The sequence below is a fragment of the Micromonospora coerulea genome (assembly GCF_016598485.1).
Lineage (GTDB): Bacteria > Actinomycetota > Actinomycetes > Mycobacteriales > Micromonosporaceae > Micromonospora > Micromonospora coerulea.
This window is the reverse complement of the sequence record NZ_JAEMUW010000006.1, coordinates 205,531-221,066: the sequence shown is the minus strand read 5'-3', so window position 1 is coordinate 221,066 and position 15,536 is coordinate 205,531. Positions and strand designations below refer to the sequence as shown.

Below are 15,536 nucleotides of genomic sequence, written 5' to 3'. Positions count from 1 at the left end.
CGCAAGGCCAGTTCGGATTGATCACACTTCCAGAATCTGGGACGTGTAGTCTCGCGCGGTGGATGTCCTACGCGCTGAGGTGTTCGACCGGCTGGAGCACTTCTACGACGCGGTGCCCCGCGACGGTGCCCGCCCGGAGGAGTACGGCGCTCTGGTGCTCTTTGTCCGGGAAGGCCTGGGATGGCCGTTCTACGCCCGGCCCCGGCTCGACGCCAGTGAGCCGCCGTCGCTCGCCGACGTGACCGCCGTCCGGGCCCGTCAGCGCGAGCTGGGCCTGCCCGAGGCGTTCGAGTGGGTGCACGAGGTCACCCCGGACCTGCTGGCCGTCGCCCGCTCGGCGGGGCTGACCGTGCTGGAGGCGCCGCTGATGGTGCTCGACCCGGCCGAGCTGCCCGACCCGGTGACGCTCAGCGACGTACCGATGCGGGTCCTCGACCCGGCCTCCCCCGGCTTCGCCGGCGACGTGGCGATCCGGCGGGCCGTCGCGGCCGTCGGCTTCTCGAACGGCGGCACCGCCCGGGGCGAGGCCGGCCCGGCCGAACGGGACGCGGCGGTGGCCCGGCTCGACGTGGCCGCGCTGCAGGAGGAGGGGGTCCGGATCGCCGACGGCCGGCGGATCTCGGTGCTCGCCGAGACCCCCGAGGAGGGGGCCCTGGCCAGCGGAATGGCGATGCGGGTCGGCGACGTCGCGGAGATCGCCGGGGTGGCCACCCTGCCGGTCGCCCGCCGTCGCGGCCTCGGCGCCGCGATCACCGCCGCCATCGCCCGCGAACTGCGCGCCGCCGGCACCGACCTGATCTTCCTCTCCGCCGGCAGCGAGGAGATCGCCCGGGTCTACCTGCGGGTCGGCTTCCGCCGCATCGGTACCGCCTGCATCGCCGAGCCCACCGCCATCATCGCCTGACCCTTCCGCGTCGACCCGGGGTCAGGACGGGGGGTGCCATTGGGCGGCGGCGGACGCGGCGGTGTTGCGCAGCCGAGGGCTGATGGTGCCGAGGGCAGCGTCGCGGGCGCGCAGGGCCAGCCGGCCGCGGGTCTGCAGCACCGCGGACATCCGGCGGGTCTGCCGGACCATCGTGGCCGCGCGGGGGCGCCGCAGCCGGTCGTACGACGCCACGGCGTCGGGCAGCCGGGACTCGCGCAGCAACGAGGCGAGCGTGGCGGCGTCCTCGAAGGCGAGGCAGGCGCCCTGCCCGAGGTGCGGCGGCATGGCGTGCGCGGCGTCGCCGAGCAGCACCACCCCGCCCGGGCCGACCGGGAAGCCGTACGCCCGGGGCAGCGGCCGCAGCTCGCGGATCTCCTGCTGGACCAGGTCGGCCGGGTCGGTGGCGTCGAGCAGCTCGGCGATCGGCGCGGGCCAGCCGGAATACCAGCGCTTGAGCAGGGCGAGCTGGGTCTCCGGCGGCTCCGGGCGGGGCGCGCCGGCGGCGGTCGCCACCCAGTAGATGCCGCCCCGGCTGGACCCGCCGGCCGCGCCCCGGTCACCGAGCGAGGCGGCCACGAAGCGGTAGCCGGCGCCCAGCGTCTCCCCGCCCACCGGCTGGTCGGCCGGCAGCTTCGGGGCCTGGTACCAGGGGATCACCGCCCGCCAGGCGGCACAGCCGGAACTCACCACCGCCGCCTCCGGGGCAAGCTGGCGGCGGATCTCGCTGTCCGTGCCGTCGGCGGCCACCACCAGGTCCGCCTCGACGGTGTGCCGGCCGTCGCCGACCGCCGGCCGCTCGCCCGGCGTCACCCGGACCGTGCGGACGTGCACCCCGGTCCGCAGCTCCACCCGGTCGCCGAGGCCGGCGATCAGCGCGTCGTGCAGGTCCTCGCGGTGCACCACCACCGGCATCCGCTCGGCCGGCGTCGGACGCGGCTGCACCAGCCACTGCCCGTCGGGGCGGCGGACGCCGCCGTCAGCCAGCGGCGTGGCGATCGCGTCCAGGCCGGCGCCGAGACCGAGGGCGCGCAGCGCGCGTACCCCGTTGGGCCACAGCACGACGGCGGTGGGTTCCGGTCGGACCCGGTCGGCCCGTTCCAGCAGAGTGACCCGCCAGCCCGAGCGGGCCAGCGCGCCGGCCGCCGCCAGCCCGCCGAGCCCGGCGCCGACCACCACCGCGGTACGCATCGCCGCCCCGCTCAGTTGTCCCGGTCGGCGGGGCGGGCACCGGCGGCGCCGGCCCGGCCCTCGTGGACCGTCGCGTCCCCGGCGCTCTCCGGGTCCGCCTCGACACGCTCCCGGCTGACGGCGGGACCGCTGGGCTCCGCCTCGGTGCGCTCGGTGGTGCCGGCCGGCGCAGTGCCAGCGCGTTTGGTGGTGCCGGCCGGCCCGGTCTCGGCGCGGTCGGCGGCCTCCGTCGCCGTGTCGGCCTCGGTCGCGGCCGGCGCGTCCGTCGGCTCGTCGGGAACCTCGCCGGTCTCCTGGTAGGCGCGGAACCGCTCCTCGCTGACCACCCGGTAGCCCTCCGGGGCGACGGTGGCCGGCCCGGCCTCCCGGGCGGAGAGGTCGACCTGCGACACGTCGCCGCCGGCCGGCGGGACCGGAATCGTCGGCGGCCCGACCGGGACCAGGTATTCACGCGGGCCGCGCACCCGGAGGAAGTAGATCAGCGCGCCGAGGAAGACCAGCGCGGCGGTCCAGACGTTGAGCCGGACCCCGAGGATGTGGTTGGCCTCGTCGGTGCGCATCAGCTCGATCCAGAACCGGCCCACGGTGTAGCCCATCACGTACAGCGCGAATGCCCGGCCCCGACCGAGCCGCAGCTTCCGGTCCAGGACGAGGACCAGCGCGGCGACCCCGATGTTCCACAGTGCCTCGTACAGGAAGGTCGGGTGGTAGAGCCCCGGCTGGAGGACCGGGTTGCCGGCGTCGTCGCGCAGCGCCTGCCCGGGGTTGTCCGGGTCCATCACGTGCACCTCGAGCCCCCACGGGAGCGTGGTGCTGCCGCCGTACAGCTCGTTGTTGAACCAGTTGCCGACGCGGCCGACGGCCTGGGCCAGCGGCAGGCCCGGGGCCAGCGCGTCGGCCACCACGGCGAACGGGATGCCGAGCTGCCGCGCGGCGATCCAGGCGCCGATCGCGCCACCGGCGACCGCTCCCCAGATGCCGAGGCCGCCCTCCCAGATGGCGAACGCCTTGAGCGGCTGGCCGTCGGCGCCGAAGTACTTCTCCGGCGAGGTGATCACGTGGTAGATCCGGGCGCCGATGATGCCCGTCGGCACCGCCCACACGGCAATGTCGAGCACCGCCCCGGGGGCGACGCCGCGCTCGCGCAGCCGGCGTTCGGTCACCACGCAGGCCACCACGATGCCGAGGATGATGCAGAGCGCGTACGCCCGGATCGGGACCGGTCCGAGCTGCCAGACGGCGGTGCTGGGGCTGGGCAGGGCCGCCAGTGCGGTCATCGGGGCGTGGGTCACGGGTGCACACGCTACCGGTGCGGACCGTCTCCGCGGCACCCCGGTCCGGTCGGCTTCGCCGGGTGGCTGACTTCTGGTTTGCGCGGTCGTAGGCTCTTTGCCCATGAACGCGCTCACCTGGGCGGTCGCCGCGGTGGTCACCGACGACGCGGGCCGGGTGCTGCTCTGCCGGCAGGGACCGGTCGGCCGGTGGGCGCTGCCCGGCGGCAGGATGCATCGGGCCGAGTGCCCGCAGGCCGCGGTGGTGCGGGACATCCGCGCGGAGACCGGCTGGGACGTCGACCTCGTCGATCTGCTGGGCCTCTACCAGCTCACCGCACGGGACGCCGGCACGGCGGGGCGGCCGGGGCCGCTGCCGGACGTGCTGGTGCACGTGTTCCGCGCGCGGGCGCGCGGAGAGGGACCGACGACGGCACCGCTGGGTGGCTGCCGGCTGACCTGGCACCCGCCCGCCGACCTGCCGGTGGCGGTCACCCCGATCACCGGAGCCGCGCTCGCCGATGCGCTGGCCGGCCGGTCGGGCGTGCTGCGGGACGCCACGCCGGAGACCTGGCGGGCGCCCGACCCGGTTCAGGCGGGCCCGGCCCAGGCCGCCGCGATCCGGACCGACGCAGTGTCCCCGGCGGGTGGGGCGGTGCCGCCCGGACAACGAGCGGACCCGGACGGGGCGCGGACGAACGGGCCTTGACCAGGCGGCTGCGAGCAGCTCCACCTTGGCCCGCTGGCCGCTCCCGGCGCGGTCGAGCATCTCGACCAGGCGGGACCATCCCTGAGCGTCCAGCTGGTCCGCCAAGCAGGGAACGCGGCGGCGGGCTCCCGGAAATCTGGGAGGCGCCGCGGTGCGGTCACCTGTTGGCGCTATGGAGCTGATGTCGCAAACGAATCGCCGGCGACAGCCGAGCGGAACGTACTTCGAAGGGCGCAGCCTGGCGGGCCGGGCCGGGCCGGGCCGTGCAGGGCCGACGGCCGCCCAAGCCAGACGGCCGGGCGGGCCGCGAAGGCAGAGCCGGTCGATCGGCAAGCGCCGGCACCGACTCGGTAGGCGCGGGGAGGAGCAGCGTGGGATCGGGCGGTCCTCGCTGATTCGTTTACGTCATCAGCTCCATAGCGTCTGCCGAGACATTCCCCGTGGCAAGTGGCGCGCGGCGAGTGGCGCGCGGCGCGCGGCGCGCGGCGCGCGGCGGCGAGGATCAGCGGACGGGGTTGCGCACGCCCTCGGCCAGCTCCGCGCTGAGCGTCCGCAGGGCGGTCAGGCCGGCCGCCTCGTCGGGGGGGTCGAGCAGGCAACGGACCAGGGCACTGCCCACGATCACACCGTCGGCGTACCCGGCGACCGTGCCGGCCTGCGCGCCGGTGCCCACGCCGAGGCCCACGCCGACCGGCAGGTCGGTGACCTCGCGCAGCCGGGAGACCAGGATCGGCGCGGCGCCGGAGGTCTGCGCCCGGGCGCCGGTGACCCCCATGATCGCGGTGGCGTAGACGAAGCCGCGGCAGTGCTCGACGGTCATCCGCAACCGGGCGTCGGTGGAGGACGGGGAGACCAGGAACGTACGGTCCAGGCCGTGCGCGTCGGAGGCGGCCAGCCACTCGTCGGCCTCCTCCGGGATCAGGTCCGGGGTGATCAGGCCGGTGCCGCCGGCGGCGGCGAGGTCGCGGGCGAAGGCGTCGACACCGTACTGCTCGATCGGGTTCCAGTAGGTCATGGTGACCACCGGGGCGCCGGTGGCCGCGACGGCCTCGATGATGCGCAGCGTGTCGGCGGTGCGGACACCACCGGCCAGGGCGATGTCGCTGGCCTTCTGGATGACCGGGCCGTCCATCACCGGGTCGGAGTACGGGATCTCCACCTCGATGACGTCCACCCCGGCCTCGACCATGGCGGTCATCGCCGCGATGCTGCCCTCGACGGTGGGGAAACCGGCCGGCATGCAGCCGACCAGCACGGCCCGCCCGTCGGCGCGGGCCTTGTCGAAGGCGACCCCGATCCGACTCACGCTGTCACTCCTTGTCGAGGATGCCGAAGTACTCGCCGGCGGTGTGCACGTCCTTGTCGCCCCGGCCGGACAGGTTGACCACGATGAGCGGCCCCCGGCCCAGCTCGGCGGCGAGCGTCGGGGCGATCTTCAGCGCGCCCGCGAGCGCGTGCGCACTCTCGATCGCCGGGATGATCCCCTCGGTACGGCAGAGCAGCTCGAAGGCGGCCATCGCCTCGCGGTCGGTCACCGGCGCGTAGCTGGCCCGGCCGCTGTCGTGCAGCCAGGCGTGCTCGGGGCCGACGCCCGGGTAGTCCAGCCCGGCCGAGATCGAGTGCGACTCGATCGTCTGACCGTCGGAGTTCTGCAGGACGTAGGTCCGGGTGCCGTGCAGCACGCCAGCGCTGCCGCCGGTGATGCTGGCCGCGTGCCGGCCGGTCTCGACGCCCTCGCCGCCGGCCTCGAAGCCGTACAGCCGCACCCCGGTGTCGGGCACGAAGGCGTGGAAGATGCCCAACGCGTTGGAGCCGCCACCGACGCAGGCCGCGACCGCGTCCGGCAGCGTGCCGGTCAGGTCCAGGCACTGCTGGCGGGCCTCCTCGCCGATGCCCCGGACGAAGTCGCGGACCATCTCGGGGAACGGGTGCGGGCCGGCGGCGGTGCCGATCAGGTAGTGGGTGTCGTCGACGTTGGCGACCCAGTCCCGCATCGCCTCGTTCATCGCGTCCTTGAGGGTCCGCGAGCCGGTGGTGACCGGGACGACGGTGGCGCCGAGCATCCGCATCCGGGCCACGTTGAGCGACTGCCGCTCGGTGTCCACCTCACCCATGTAGACCACGCACTCGAGGTCGAACAGGGCGGCGGCGGTGGCCGTGGCCACGCCGTGCTGGCCGGCGCCGGTCTCCGCGATCACCCGCTTCTTGCCCATCCGCTTGGTGAGCAGCGCCTGGCCCAGCACGTTGCGCACCTTGTGCGCGCCGGTGTGGTTCAGGTCCTCCCGCTTGAGCAAAATCCGCGCGCCGGCCTTCGCCGAGAACCGCTCGGCGGAGTAGAGCAGCGACGGGGTACCGGCGTAGTCGCGCAGCAGGGCGCCGAACTCGGCCAGGAACGCCTCGTCGGTCATCGCCTTGCGGTACGCCGCGTCCAGCTCGTCGAGGGCCGCGACCAGCGCCTCCGGGACGAACCGGCCGCCGAACCGACCGAAGTGGCCGGCGGCGTCGGGGACCTGGCCGGCCGGGGCCGACGCGTTGGCGCTCATCGCGGGTTCCTCTCGCTGCTGAGTCTTTCCGACGTGGGTCAGCGCACCGGGCGGGGCGTGGCCGGGTGGTTACCGGCATTGACCAGCTCGGCGACCGCCTCGCGCGGGCTCTTCTGGGTGACCAGACCCTCGCCCACCAGGACGGCGTCGGCGCCGGCCGAGGCGTACCGGATCAGGTCGTGCGGGCCGCGCACGCCGGACTCGGCGATCTTGACGACGCTGCTCGGCAGGCCGGGCGCGATCCGCTCGAAGACCGAGCGGTCGACTTCCAGGGTACGCAGGTCACGGGCGTTGACCCCGATCACCTGCGCGCCGGCCTCCATGGCCCGGTCGGCCTCCTCCTCGGTGTGCACCTCGACCAGCGCACACATCCCGAGCGACTCGATCCGCTCGAGCAGCCCGACGAGCACGTTCTGCTCCAGCGCGGCGACGATTAGCAGCACCAGGTCCGCGCCGTGCGCCCGGGCCTCGTGCACCTGGTAGCTGGAGACCACGAAGTCCTTGCGGAGCACCGGAATGTTCACCGCGGCGCGCACCGCGGCCAGGTCGTCGAGCGACCCGCCGAACCACCGGCCCTCGGTCAGCACGCTGATCGCCCGGGCGCCACCGGCGGCGTAGTCGCCGGCCAGATCGGCCGGGTCGGCGATCTCCGCCAGCCGCCCCTGGGACGGCGACGAGCGCTTCACCTCGGCAATCACGGCCACCCCGGGCCGGCGCAGGGCCGCGTACGCGTCCAGCGGCGGCGGCGCGGCGGCGGCCAGCTCGCGCACGCGCTCCAGCGGAACCTGCTCCTGCCGTCGCGCCACGTCCTCCCGGACGCCGGCCAGGATCTCGTCGAGCACGCTAACGGACGCCGCCGAACCGGCCCCGTCCCCCTCCGCGTGCGCATGCTCAGCAGTCACCAACGGACTCCCCTCTCCGGGTGTCATGGGCCGATGCTAGGGGGCGCCACCTGGCCACCAGTGCCGGGGGTATGGCGCTCCTCACGAAATGGGCTGTGGCATGATGCCGGACTTCCGGTGAACGGGATGTCACGCAGCGCCACCGTGCGCATCGACCGGCGTCATCTCCCCTCGTCGACCGTCGTCGACCTGCCCCTGGATCGCCGCCATGCTCCATCACACCACGGCCGACCCGGGGCCGCCGAATCACGATACCCGTCGATGCTGTGACCAAGCTCAAGGACCAACGGCCCTGCCCAGGTCGGGGCCCCGCCAGCACAGTTGACCTGGCCTTCACGGCCGCGAAACGTGAGCCCGGCAGCATGTCCGTCGGGCAGACTCAATGAGGCGTCCGCAAACCGTCGCCAACGATCTCGTGCGGGGTGACCATGAGCACCAACGGGCCCAACCCGACCCTCCGACTCACCACCATCTCCCGGACCGTCGCCTCGCTGGCGGTCGGCGTGGTGGACACCCTGGAACGGGCGATGGTCGGCGACGGCCGGACGCGCACCGCCCGCGGCAACGCCTGGGAGGCGGTCTGCGCCGACCGGGCCCGCGCCGAGCAGCGCCGGGAGCTGGACCGCCTGGTCGCCGAGCTGACCGCGGCCCGCGCCGCCGCGCGGGAGCGCCGCGAGGTGCGGCACCCCGAGCCGGTCAGCTGACCGTCGGGTCCTCACCCCGGTCGAGCGCGTCCCAGGCGTCCCGAGTCCCCCGGCCGACCGCCGGGCCGTCCGTCGCCGTCGGCTGCGCCGTCGGGACCGGCCGCTCGTAGCGGGCGCCCATCGCCGGCCAGTCGCCGCCGCGCAGCGCGGTGACCAGCCCACCGGCCGCGGTGAGCAGCCCGCCGACCAGGCAGAGCGCGGGCCACTGCCGGCTGACCTCGCCGCCGAAGGCGGCCGCGAGGCCGTATCCGCCGCCGGCCGCCACCGCCAGACCGAGCAGGGTCAGCAGCCCACCCAGCAGGCGCCGGGCCCGGCCCCGGGTGGCCAGCACCGCCCCACCGCCGGCCAGCGCGACCAGCGCCAGCGCGGAGACCCACGGCACCAGGTCCGCGCCGCTGCGGGCCCGCCGGGACGGCGGCAGCGCGCCGCGGTCGGTCAGCTCGACCGACCAGGTCCGGGTCGCCGCCCAGTACGCCAGGCCCGCCCCGGCCAGGCAGAACAGCACCGCGTACGTCAGCTCGCGCCGCCGCCGCACGGCCGGCGCGGCGGTCGACGTCGGATCGCTCATCGGGCGGCCCGGAGCGTCTCGGCGGCGGCGATAGCGGCGAGCACCGCGGCGGCCTTGTTCCGGGTCTCCCGGTCCTCCGCGGCGGGATCGGAATCGGCCACCACGCCCGCCCCGGCCTGCACGTACGCCCGCCCGTCGCGGATCATCGCGGTGCGGATGGCGATCGCCATGTCGAGGTCACCGCCGAAGCCGAAGTAGCCGACCGTGCCGCCGTAGAGGCCCCGCCGGACCGGCTCCAGCTCCTCGATGATCTCCATGGCCCGCACCTTGGGCGCGCCGGAGAGGGTGCCGGCCGGGAAGGTGGCGGCGAGCGCGTCGAAGGCGCTGTGCTCCTCCCGCAGCTCGCCGACCACGGTGGAGACGATGTGCATGACGTGGCTGTACCGCTCGATGGTGGCGAACTCGGGGACCTCGACGGTGCCCGGCCGGCAGACCCGGCCCAGGTCGTTGCGGCCCAGGTCGACCAGCATCACGTGCTCGGAGCGCTCCTTCGGGTCGGCGAGCAGTTCGGCGGCGAGCCGGGCGTCGGCCTCCGGACTGTCGCCGCGCGGGCGGGTCCCGGCGATCGGGTGCAGCAGCGCCCGGCGGCGGCCGTCCGCGCCGGTGCTGACCTTCAGGTGCGCCTCCGGCGAGGAGCCGACGATGTCGAAGCCGTCGAAGCGCAGCAGGTACATGTACGGGCTGGGGTTGGTGGTGCGCAGCACCCGGTAGACGTCGAGCGGGTCGGCGTGCGTCTCGCGCTCGAACCGCTGGGCCAGCACGATCTGGAAGCACTCGCCGGCCCGGATCGCCTCCTTGGCCGCCTCTACGGCCTTCGGATACCCGCCGTCGGGCGTACGGCTGACCACCTCGCCGGCCGGCGGCCGGTCGACGGTCGAGATCATGGGCGGAATCGGTCGGGACAACGCCGTGGTCATCGCGTCGAGCCGACCCACCGCGTGGTGGTACGCCGCGGCGATCAGGGGCGCCCGGTCCGGCGCGTCCGGCGGCGGCAGGATCGCGTTGGCGACCAGGGTCGCCGAACCGTCGTAGTGGTCGAGCACCACCAGATCGGTGGCGAGCATCATGCCGAGCTCGGGCACGCCGAGGTCGTCCTCGGTCAGCTCGGGGAGCCGTTCGAAGCGGCGGACCAGGTCGTACCCGAGATAGCCGACCATGCCGCCGGTCAGCGGTGGCATGCCGCTGGCCGGGTCCCAGGCCGGCCCGCCGAGGGCCGCGACCGTCTCCCGCAGCACCCGGACCGGGTCGCCGTCGACGGGCAGGCCGGCCGGTGGCTCGCCGGTCCAGACCGCGGCGCCGTCCCGTTCGGTCAGGGTGGCGCTGCTGCGGACGCCGATGAAGGAGTACCGGGACCAGGCCATCCCGGCCGAGCCGACGCCCTGCTCGGCCGACTCCAGCAGGAAGGTGCCGGGGCCGCCGGCGAGCTTGCGGTAGACCCCGACCGGGGTCTCGGCGTCGGCGAGCAGCCGCCGGGTGACCGGTACGACCCGCCAGCGGGCCGCCAGGTCGGTGAAGGCCGCCTCGTCGGGGCTGACCGCGCCGTCGGTCATGAGGTCGCCTCCGCGGCAGTCACCGGCAGCTCGGTGAAGAAGCAGGTCCGGTGCCCGGTGTGGCAGGCCGCACCCACCTGGTCGACGCTCACCAGCAGGGCGTCGCCGTCGCAGTCCAGGGCGACCGAGCGGACGTACTGGTGGTGGCCGGAGGTGGCGCCCTTGACCCAGTACTCCTGCCGGCTGCGCGACCAGTAGGTGGCCCGACCGGTGGTGAGGGTGCGGTGCAGCGCCTCGTCGTCCATCCAGGCGACCATCAGCACCTCACCCGAGTCGTGCTGGCGCACCACCGCGGCCACCAGGCCGTCGGGGGTGCGGCGCAACCGGGCGGCGATGGCCGGGTCGAGCCGGGACGGGCGGACCGGGGCGGGGGCCGCGGGTTCACCGGCGGTGGCGGGGGCGCCGGTCGGCGGCGCGTCAGAGGCGGGCACAGTGAGCCATTGTCCCGCACGCGGCGCGGGGACCGGCGACGTGTCCCGAGGGCCGGACCCGGCCCCCGCGACGGCGCGGGTCAACTGGGCCAGGTAGCGGTCCAGCCGGCCGTCCAGCAGCGCCTCCGCCAGGTCCGCGCCAGCCACCGCGGCGATCTCTTCGGCGTACGGGCGGACCAGCGGCACGATCCCGGTCACCAGCCGGCCGGCGGCCACGCTCACCTCCGCGACGGAACCGGGTCGCAGGCCCAGGCAGAGCAGCATGTCGTCGCGATAGCCGGGCGGGGCCACCGGCAGGTCGAGCACGGCGGTGAGGGCGCCCCGGCGGGAGGCCACCCGGACCGACGGGTTGGCCGGCCGGAGCACCGACGGGCAGAGCCGGGCCAGGTCGGCGGCGGCCAGCCGGACGCCGCGCGGGTCGTCCGCCCAGCGGGCGCCGGCGACCTTGCCGAGGGTCGCGATCAGGTCCTCCAACCGGGGCTCGTCGGCCGGCTGGCAGAGCACCGGCAGGTCGATCCGGCGCCGCCATTCGGGCACCGCCCAGATCAGCCGGGCCGGCGCGGTCACCGGGAGGCCGAAGGCCCAGTCGGCCGGCTCGCCGAGCCGGTGCACCCAGGAGCGGACGTCCCGGGCGGCCACCGAGACGTGCACCAGCCGGCCCTCGAACTCGGCCAGGAAGGCCCGTCGGGCGGCGTATGCCCGGGCGGGCGGACCGCCGGCGGGCCCGTCACCCGGCGTGGTGGCCGGCCAGTCCGCCGCCCCGGGCTCAGGGGCGGCGGACCGATCGTGGGTGGACCAGTCGCCGGCGAAACGGTCGGCGACGTCGACGAGCACGTCGAGGTCGACGTCGCTGTGTTCGGTGGCGCCCCGCCGGGCGTGACTGCCGCGCAGCATGATGCCGACGACGGGAGGGTCGGCGCCCTGCCGCAGGCGGGCGGCCCAGTCGTCGAGGAAACCGGTCTCGGGCAACGGAGCGGGACCCACCGCGACATCGTGCCCGACGTCCGAACCGTGTGCAATGACCGATGGCGGACGCAGTGTCCGGTGCGCAGGCTAGTGCCCGACGGTTCGCATTCCTGCCGCGGTATACCTTTCCCCGGCGACCGCCCCGGCCGGCACCGCCTCGCTCAGCCGGGCCCGCTGCGCGGCGGTGAGCGCGACGTCCATCGCCGCCGCGTTCTCCTCCAGGTAGCGGACCCGCTTGGTACCGGGGATCGGGAGGATGTCCTCACCCTGGGCCAGCAGCCAGGCGAGCGCCGCCTGGGCGGGCGTGCAGCCGATCTCGCCGGCGACCGTGCGGACCGCGTCCACCAGCCGCAGGTTGGCCGCCAGGTTGTCCTCGGCGAAGCGTGGCACGGTCGTGCGCCAGTCGTCCGGAGCGAGCTGGTCGCGGCTGGTGATCGCCCCGGTCAGCAGCCCCCGCCCGACCGGCGAGTACGCCACCAGGGACACCCCCAGCTCCCGGCAGGTGGCCAGCATCCCCCCCTCGACGTCCCGGCTGAACAGCGAGTACTCCATCTGCACGGCCGAGATCGGGTGCACCGCGTGCGCCGCGCGCAGCGTCCGCGGGCTCACCTCCGACAGGCCGATGAACCGCACCTTGCCGGCCGCGACGAGGTCGGCCAGCGCGCCGACGGTCTCCTCGATCGGGGTCTGCGGGTTGCGCCGGTGCAGGTAGTACAGGTCGATGGTGTCCACGCCGAGCCGGCTCAGCGAGGCGTCGCAGGCCTCCCGGGCCCAAGCGGCGCTGCTATCCACGTAGGCGCCCGGGGTGCCGGTGCCGCCGAAGCTGTCGCCGCCGGTCCGGTTGCCGAACTTGGTAGCCAGGAAGACCTCGTCCCGGCGCGCCCGGACCACCGGGGCGAGCAGCCGTTCGTTCGCCCCGAAGCCGTACATGTCGGCCGTGTCCAGGTGGTTGACGCCGAGGTCGAGGGCCCGGTGCAGGGTCCGGGTCGACTCGGCGTCGTCGGCCCCGCCGTACGCGAAGCTCATCCCCATGCAGCCCAGCCCGATGGCCGAGACCTCCGGACCGGTGGCGCCCACTCGTCGCCGGATCATGCGTTCTCCTCCTCCGCCCTGCGGTACGCGTCGATCTTGTAGTCGAGCACCTTCAGGTCCTCCTCCAGCTCGGCCATCCGGGCCAGCACCCGGGCGCGGTGCGCCTCGAAGAGCGCCCGCCGGGCGCCGAGCGTCCGGTCGCCCTGTCGGGCCAGCTCGGCGTAGCGGCGCATGTCCCGGACCGGCATCCCGGTGCGGCGCAGCCGGGTGAGCAGGAACAACCAGTTGACGTCGCCCTCGGTGTAGCGGCGCCGGCCGGCGGAGTCCCGGCCGACCGGGGCAACCAGCCCTTCCTGCTCGTACCAGCGCAGCGTGTAGGTGCTCAGGCCGACCCGTTCCGCCGCCTCACCGACGGTGAGGCTCGTCTCCCGCGTGCTGATGTCCACCCACCCAGGCTTTCAGTTCGAGCGCACTCGAAGTCAACCGTTGCGCACCAGAAGGAACTCATCTAGCGTTGAGTTCAACAAATGATGAATTGGAGGCGGACGATGGAGGACGCGGTCTCGGTCCGTGACCTGGTCGTCGAACGGGGCGGGCGGCCGGTGCTGCGGAGCATCAGCTGCGCGGTGCCACGCGGCGCGGTCACCGGGCTGCTCGGCCCGAGCGGCAGCGGCAAGACCACCCTGATGCGGGCGATCGTCGGGGTGCAGACCATCACGTCGGGCACGGTCACCGTGCTCGGCCGGCCGGCCGGGGCGCCGGAGCTGCGCCGCCGGGTCGGCTACCTGACCCAGGCCCCCAGCGTCTACGCCGACCTGACCGTGCGGGAGAACGCGCGCTACTTCGCCGCCCTGCACGGCCGGGGCCACGTCGAGGCCGACCGGGCGGTCACCGACGTCGGGCTGGGCGCCGCCGCCGGCCACCTCGTCGGCACCCTCTCCGGCGGCCAGCGCAGCCGCGCCTCGCTGGCCTGCGCCCTGGTCGGCGATCCGGAGCTGGTCATCCTCGACGAGCCGACCGTGGGCCAGGACCCGGTGCTCCGGGCCGACCTGTGGGCCCAGTTCCACGCCATGGCCGCGGCCGGCACCACGCTGCTGGTCTCCAGCCACGTGATGGACGAGGCCGCCCGCTGCGACCGGCTGCTGCTCATCCGGGAGGGCCGGCTGGTCGCCGACGACACCCCGGACGCGGTGCGCGCGGCCACCGGCGTCGAGGACCTGGAGACGGCGTTCCTCCGACTGATCAGGGCGAACGAGGCGGGCCGCGACGGCGCCGCCGGTGCGGAGAAGTCATGAACCCCCGGATCCTGGCCGCCACCACCGGGCGCATCCTGCGCCAGCTGCGGCACGACAAGCGGACGGTCGCGCTGCTGGTGGTGGTGCCGACGGTGCTGCTGACGCTGGTCTATTACATGTACGCCGACCAGCCCGTCCGGCCGGGCCAACCGTCGACGTTCGACCGGATCGCCCTGATCATGCTGGGCTTCTTCCCGTTCATCATCATGTTCCTGGTGACCAGCATCGCGATGCTCCGCGAGCGCACCACCGGGACGCTGGAACGGCTGCTCACCACCCCGCTGGCGAAGCTGGACCTGCTCTTCGGCTACGGCATCGCGTTCGGGCTGGCCGGCGTGGTGCAGGCGACGGTCGCCGCGGCGGTGGCGTACTGGCTGTTCGGGCTGGAGACGGCGGGAGCCAGCGGGCTGGTCATCCTGATCGCCGCGGTGAACGCCGTGCTCGCCGTCGCGCTGGGGCTGTTCTGCAGCGCCTTCGCCCGCACCGAGTTCCAGGCCGTGCAGTTCATGCCGGTCGTGGTGGCGCCCCAGCTGCTGCTCTGCGGGCTCTTCGTGCCCCGCGGCGAGATGGCCGGCTGGCTCCAGGCGGTCAGCGACGTGCTGCCCCTGTCGTACGCGGTGGAGGCCCTGCAGGAGGTCGGCGCGCACGCCGATCCGACCGGGACGATGTGGCGGGACACCGCGATCGTGGCCGGCGCCGCGGTGCTGGCGCTGGTGCTCGCCGCCGCCACCCTGCGTCGGCGCAGCGGGTGATGGCGCGGCGCACCGGTCGGCGGCCCGGCAAGCCGGACACCCGGGAGGCGATCCTGGCGGCGGCGCGGGCGGCCTTCGCCGAGCGGGGCTTCGACGCCGCCTCGATCCGGAGCATCGCCACCGCCGCCGGCGTGGACCCCGCCCTGGTGCACCACTACTTCGGCACCAAGGAGGAGCTGTTCCGGGCCGCGATGCGCGTGCCGATCGACCCGGCGGCGCTGCTGCCCACCGTGCTGGCCGGCGAGCGCGACGGCGTCGGTGGGCGGCTGGTCCGCACCTTCCTCGGCGTGTGGGACTCCCCCGCCGGCACGGCGGGGGTCGGCCTGCTCCGCTCCGCGGTCAACAACGAGTGGACGGCCCGGCTGATGCGTGAGTTCCTGGTCACCCAGGTGCTCCGCCGGGTCCTCGACCACCTCGACCTCGACCCGGCCGAGCTGCCGCTGCGCGGCTCACTGGTGGCCACCCAGCTACTCGGGCTGGCCATGACGCGGTACGTCATCCGGCTCGAGCCGGTCGCCTCCGCCGACCCGGAGACCCTGGTCGCGGCGATCGGCCCGACCGTGCAGCGCTACCTCACCGGCGACGTCGCCGCCTGACCGGCGGCGCGGCGGCGGACAGACCCGGGCGCGATATACCTCAGAGTCATATTCATGCCGCTGAGGTATATCGCGCACCGGGCACAGCGGGCGCGGGCCGGGGA

Annotated in this window: 16 protein-coding genes and 1 pseudogene; 6 read left to right on the top strand and 11 right to left on the bottom strand. The window is 74.8% G+C overall.

The window, feature by feature from the left end; translation table 11 throughout:
* The first annotated feature begins 58 nt into the window (after positions 1–58).
* Positions 59–904, top strand: a complete 846-nt coding sequence (locus I8N68_RS10965) for a GNAT family N-acetyltransferase (protein ID WP_200209783.1) — start codon at positions 59–61, stop codon at positions 902–904.
* Positions 905–925: 21 nt separating this feature from the next.
* On the opposite strand, the gene I8N68_RS10960 is transcribed toward I8N68_RS10965, so the two are convergent.
* Entirely contained in the window at positions 926–2,113 is a 1,188-nt protein-coding gene (locus tag I8N68_RS10960; protein ID WP_200209782.1) for an FAD-dependent oxidoreductase, read from the bottom strand.
* An 11-nt stretch (positions 2,114–2,124) separates the two neighbouring features.
* Positions 2,125–3,390: a prolipoprotein diacylglyceryl transferase gene (lgt, locus tag I8N68_RS10955; RefSeq protein WP_200209865.1), complete on the bottom strand. Its 1,266-nt coding sequence runs from the start codon at positions 3,388–3,390 to the stop codon at positions 2,125–2,127.
* A 118-nt stretch (positions 3,391–3,508) separates the two neighbouring features.
* On the opposite strand from lgt, the gene I8N68_RS10950 reads away from it, so the two are divergent.
* On the top strand, positions 3,509–4,093 hold the full coding sequence (locus I8N68_RS10950; RefSeq protein WP_200209781.1) for an NUDIX hydrolase: 585 nt from the start codon (positions 3,509–3,511) through the stop codon (positions 4,091–4,093).
* Between the two features lie 502 nt (positions 4,094–4,595).
* Here I8N68_RS10950 and trpA read toward each other — a convergent pair.
* Genes trpA through trpC form a run of 3 tightly spaced genes read right to left on the bottom strand, consistent with a single transcriptional unit; the run spans position 4,596 to position 7,478 of the window.
* Positions 4,596–5,399 carry a tryptophan synthase subunit alpha gene (gene trpA, locus I8N68_RS10945; RefSeq protein WP_200209780.1) on the bottom strand — a complete coding sequence of 268 codons (804 nt, stop codon included), beginning with the start codon at positions 5,397–5,399 and terminating at the stop codon, positions 4,596–4,598.
* Between the two features lie 4 nt (positions 5,400–5,403).
* Positions 5,404–6,636, bottom strand: a complete 1,233-nt coding sequence (gene trpB / locus I8N68_RS10940; RefSeq protein ID WP_200209779.1) for a tryptophan synthase subunit beta — start codon at positions 6,634–6,636, stop codon at positions 5,404–5,406.
* Between the two features lie 38 nt (positions 6,637–6,674).
* Entirely contained in the window at positions 6,675–7,478 is an 804-nt protein-coding gene (gene trpC, locus I8N68_RS10935) for an indole-3-glycerol phosphate synthase TrpC (protein WP_200209864.1), read from the bottom strand.
* 488 nt (positions 7,479–7,966) lie between these two features.
* Here trpC and I8N68_RS10930 point away from each other — a divergent pair, with 488 nt between their 5' ends.
* Complete coding sequence (locus I8N68_RS10930; RefSeq protein ID WP_200209778.1) at positions 7,967–8,242, top strand: hypothetical protein; 276 nt, start codon at positions 7,967–7,969, stop codon at positions 8,240–8,242.
* On the opposite strand, the gene I8N68_RS10925 is transcribed toward I8N68_RS10930, so the two are convergent.
* The 6 genes and pseudogenes from I8N68_RS10925 to I8N68_RS10905 form a co-directional block, all read right to left on the bottom strand.
* Positions 8,235–8,810 carry a Trp biosynthesis-associated membrane protein gene (locus tag I8N68_RS10925; protein ID WP_200209777.1) on the bottom strand — a complete coding sequence of 192 codons (576 nt, stop codon included), beginning with the start codon at positions 8,808–8,810 and terminating at the stop codon, positions 8,235–8,237. The genes I8N68_RS10930 and I8N68_RS10925 overlap by 8 nt on opposite strands.
* A complete protein-coding gene (locus I8N68_RS10920) occupies positions 8,807–10,360 on the bottom strand; it encodes an anthranilate synthase component I (protein WP_200209776.1) in 1,554 nt (517 codons plus the stop codon). Before I8N68_RS10920 ends, I8N68_RS10925 begins: the two co-directional genes overlap by 4 nt.
* Positions 10,357–10,791 (bottom strand): phosphoribosyl-AMP cyclohydrolase, encoded by a 435-nt coding sequence (gene hisI, locus I8N68_RS32770; protein ID WP_307812778.1) that lies wholly within the window; start codon positions 10,789–10,791, stop codon positions 10,357–10,359. Before hisI ends, I8N68_RS10920 begins: the two co-directional genes overlap by 4 nt.
* A gap of 201 nt (positions 10,792–10,992) precedes the next feature.
* Positions 10,993–11,685: pseudogene (locus I8N68_RS32765) on the bottom strand (phosphoribosyl-AMP cyclohydrolase); the annotation flags it as partial.
* 159 nt (positions 11,686–11,844) lie between these two features.
* On the bottom strand, positions 11,845–12,849 hold the full coding sequence (locus I8N68_RS10910; protein ID WP_200209774.1) for an aldo/keto reductase: 1,005 nt from the start codon (positions 12,847–12,849) through the stop codon (positions 11,845–11,847).
* Complete coding sequence (locus I8N68_RS10905; RefSeq protein WP_200209773.1) at positions 12,846–13,235, bottom strand: MerR family transcriptional regulator; 390 nt, start codon at positions 13,233–13,235, stop codon at positions 12,846–12,848. The genes I8N68_RS10910 and I8N68_RS10905 overlap by 4 nt, the downstream gene beginning before the upstream one ends.
* Positions 13,236–13,337: 102 nt before the next feature.
* Here I8N68_RS10905 and I8N68_RS10900 point away from each other — a divergent pair, with 102 nt between their 5' ends.
* Genes I8N68_RS10900 through I8N68_RS10890 form a run of 3 tightly spaced genes read left to right on the top strand, consistent with a single transcriptional unit; the run spans position 13,338 to position 15,432 of the window.
* On the top strand, positions 13,338–14,084 hold the full coding sequence (locus tag I8N68_RS10900) for an ABC transporter ATP-binding protein (RefSeq protein ID WP_200209772.1): 747 nt from the start codon (positions 13,338–13,340) through the stop codon (positions 14,082–14,084).
* Positions 14,081–14,836, top strand: a complete 756-nt coding sequence (locus tag I8N68_RS10895; protein WP_200209771.1) for an ABC transporter permease — start codon at positions 14,081–14,083, stop codon at positions 14,834–14,836. The genes I8N68_RS10900 and I8N68_RS10895 overlap by 4 nt, the downstream gene beginning before the upstream one ends.
* Positions 14,836–15,432, top strand: coding sequence for a TetR/AcrR family transcriptional regulator (locus I8N68_RS10890; RefSeq protein ID WP_200209770.1), 597 nt, complete (start codon positions 14,836–14,838; stop codon positions 15,430–15,432). The genes I8N68_RS10895 and I8N68_RS10890 overlap by 1 nt, the downstream gene beginning before the upstream one ends.
* The last annotated feature ends 104 nt before the right edge of the window (positions 15,433–15,536 follow it).

Coding starts and splice junctions, on each gene's coding strand:
- I8N68_RS10960 (WP_200209782.1), bottom strand. CDS start 2,113: ATGCGTACCGCGGTGGTGGTCGGCGCCGGGCTCGGCGGGCTGGCGGCG.
- lgt (WP_200209865.1), bottom strand. CDS start 3,390: ATGACCGCACTGGCGGCCCTGCCCAGCCCCAGCACCGCCGTCTGGCAG.
- I8N68_RS10950 (WP_200209781.1), top strand. CDS start 3,509: ATGAACGCGCTCACCTGGGCGGTCGCCGCGGTGGTCACCGACGACGCG.
- trpB (WP_200209779.1), bottom strand. CDS start 6,636: ATGAGCGCCAACGCGTCGGCCCCGGCCGGCCAGGTCCCCGACGCCGCC.
- I8N68_RS10930 (WP_200209778.1), top strand. CDS start 7,967: ATGAGCACCAACGGGCCCAACCCGACCCTCCGACTCACCACCATCTCC.
- I8N68_RS10925 (WP_200209777.1), bottom strand. CDS start 8,810: ATGAGCGATCCGACGTCGACCGCCGCGCCGGCCGTGCGGCGGCGGCGC.
- I8N68_RS10920 (WP_200209776.1), bottom strand. CDS start 10,360: ATGACCGACGGCGCGGTCAGCCCCGACGAGGCGGCCTTCACCGACCTG.
- I8N68_RS10910 (WP_200209774.1), bottom strand. CDS start 12,849: ATGATCCGGCGACGAGTGGGCGCCACCGGTCCGGAGGTCTCGGCCATC.
- I8N68_RS10900 (WP_200209772.1), top strand. CDS start 13,338: ATGGAGGACGCGGTCTCGGTCCGTGACCTGGTCGTCGAACGGGGCGGG.
- I8N68_RS10895 (WP_200209771.1), top strand. CDS start 14,081: ATGAACCCCCGGATCCTGGCCGCCACCACCGGGCGCATCCTGCGCCAG.
- I8N68_RS10890 (WP_200209770.1), top strand. CDS start 14,836: ATGGCGCGGCGCACCGGTCGGCGGCCCGGCAAGCCGGACACCCGGGAG.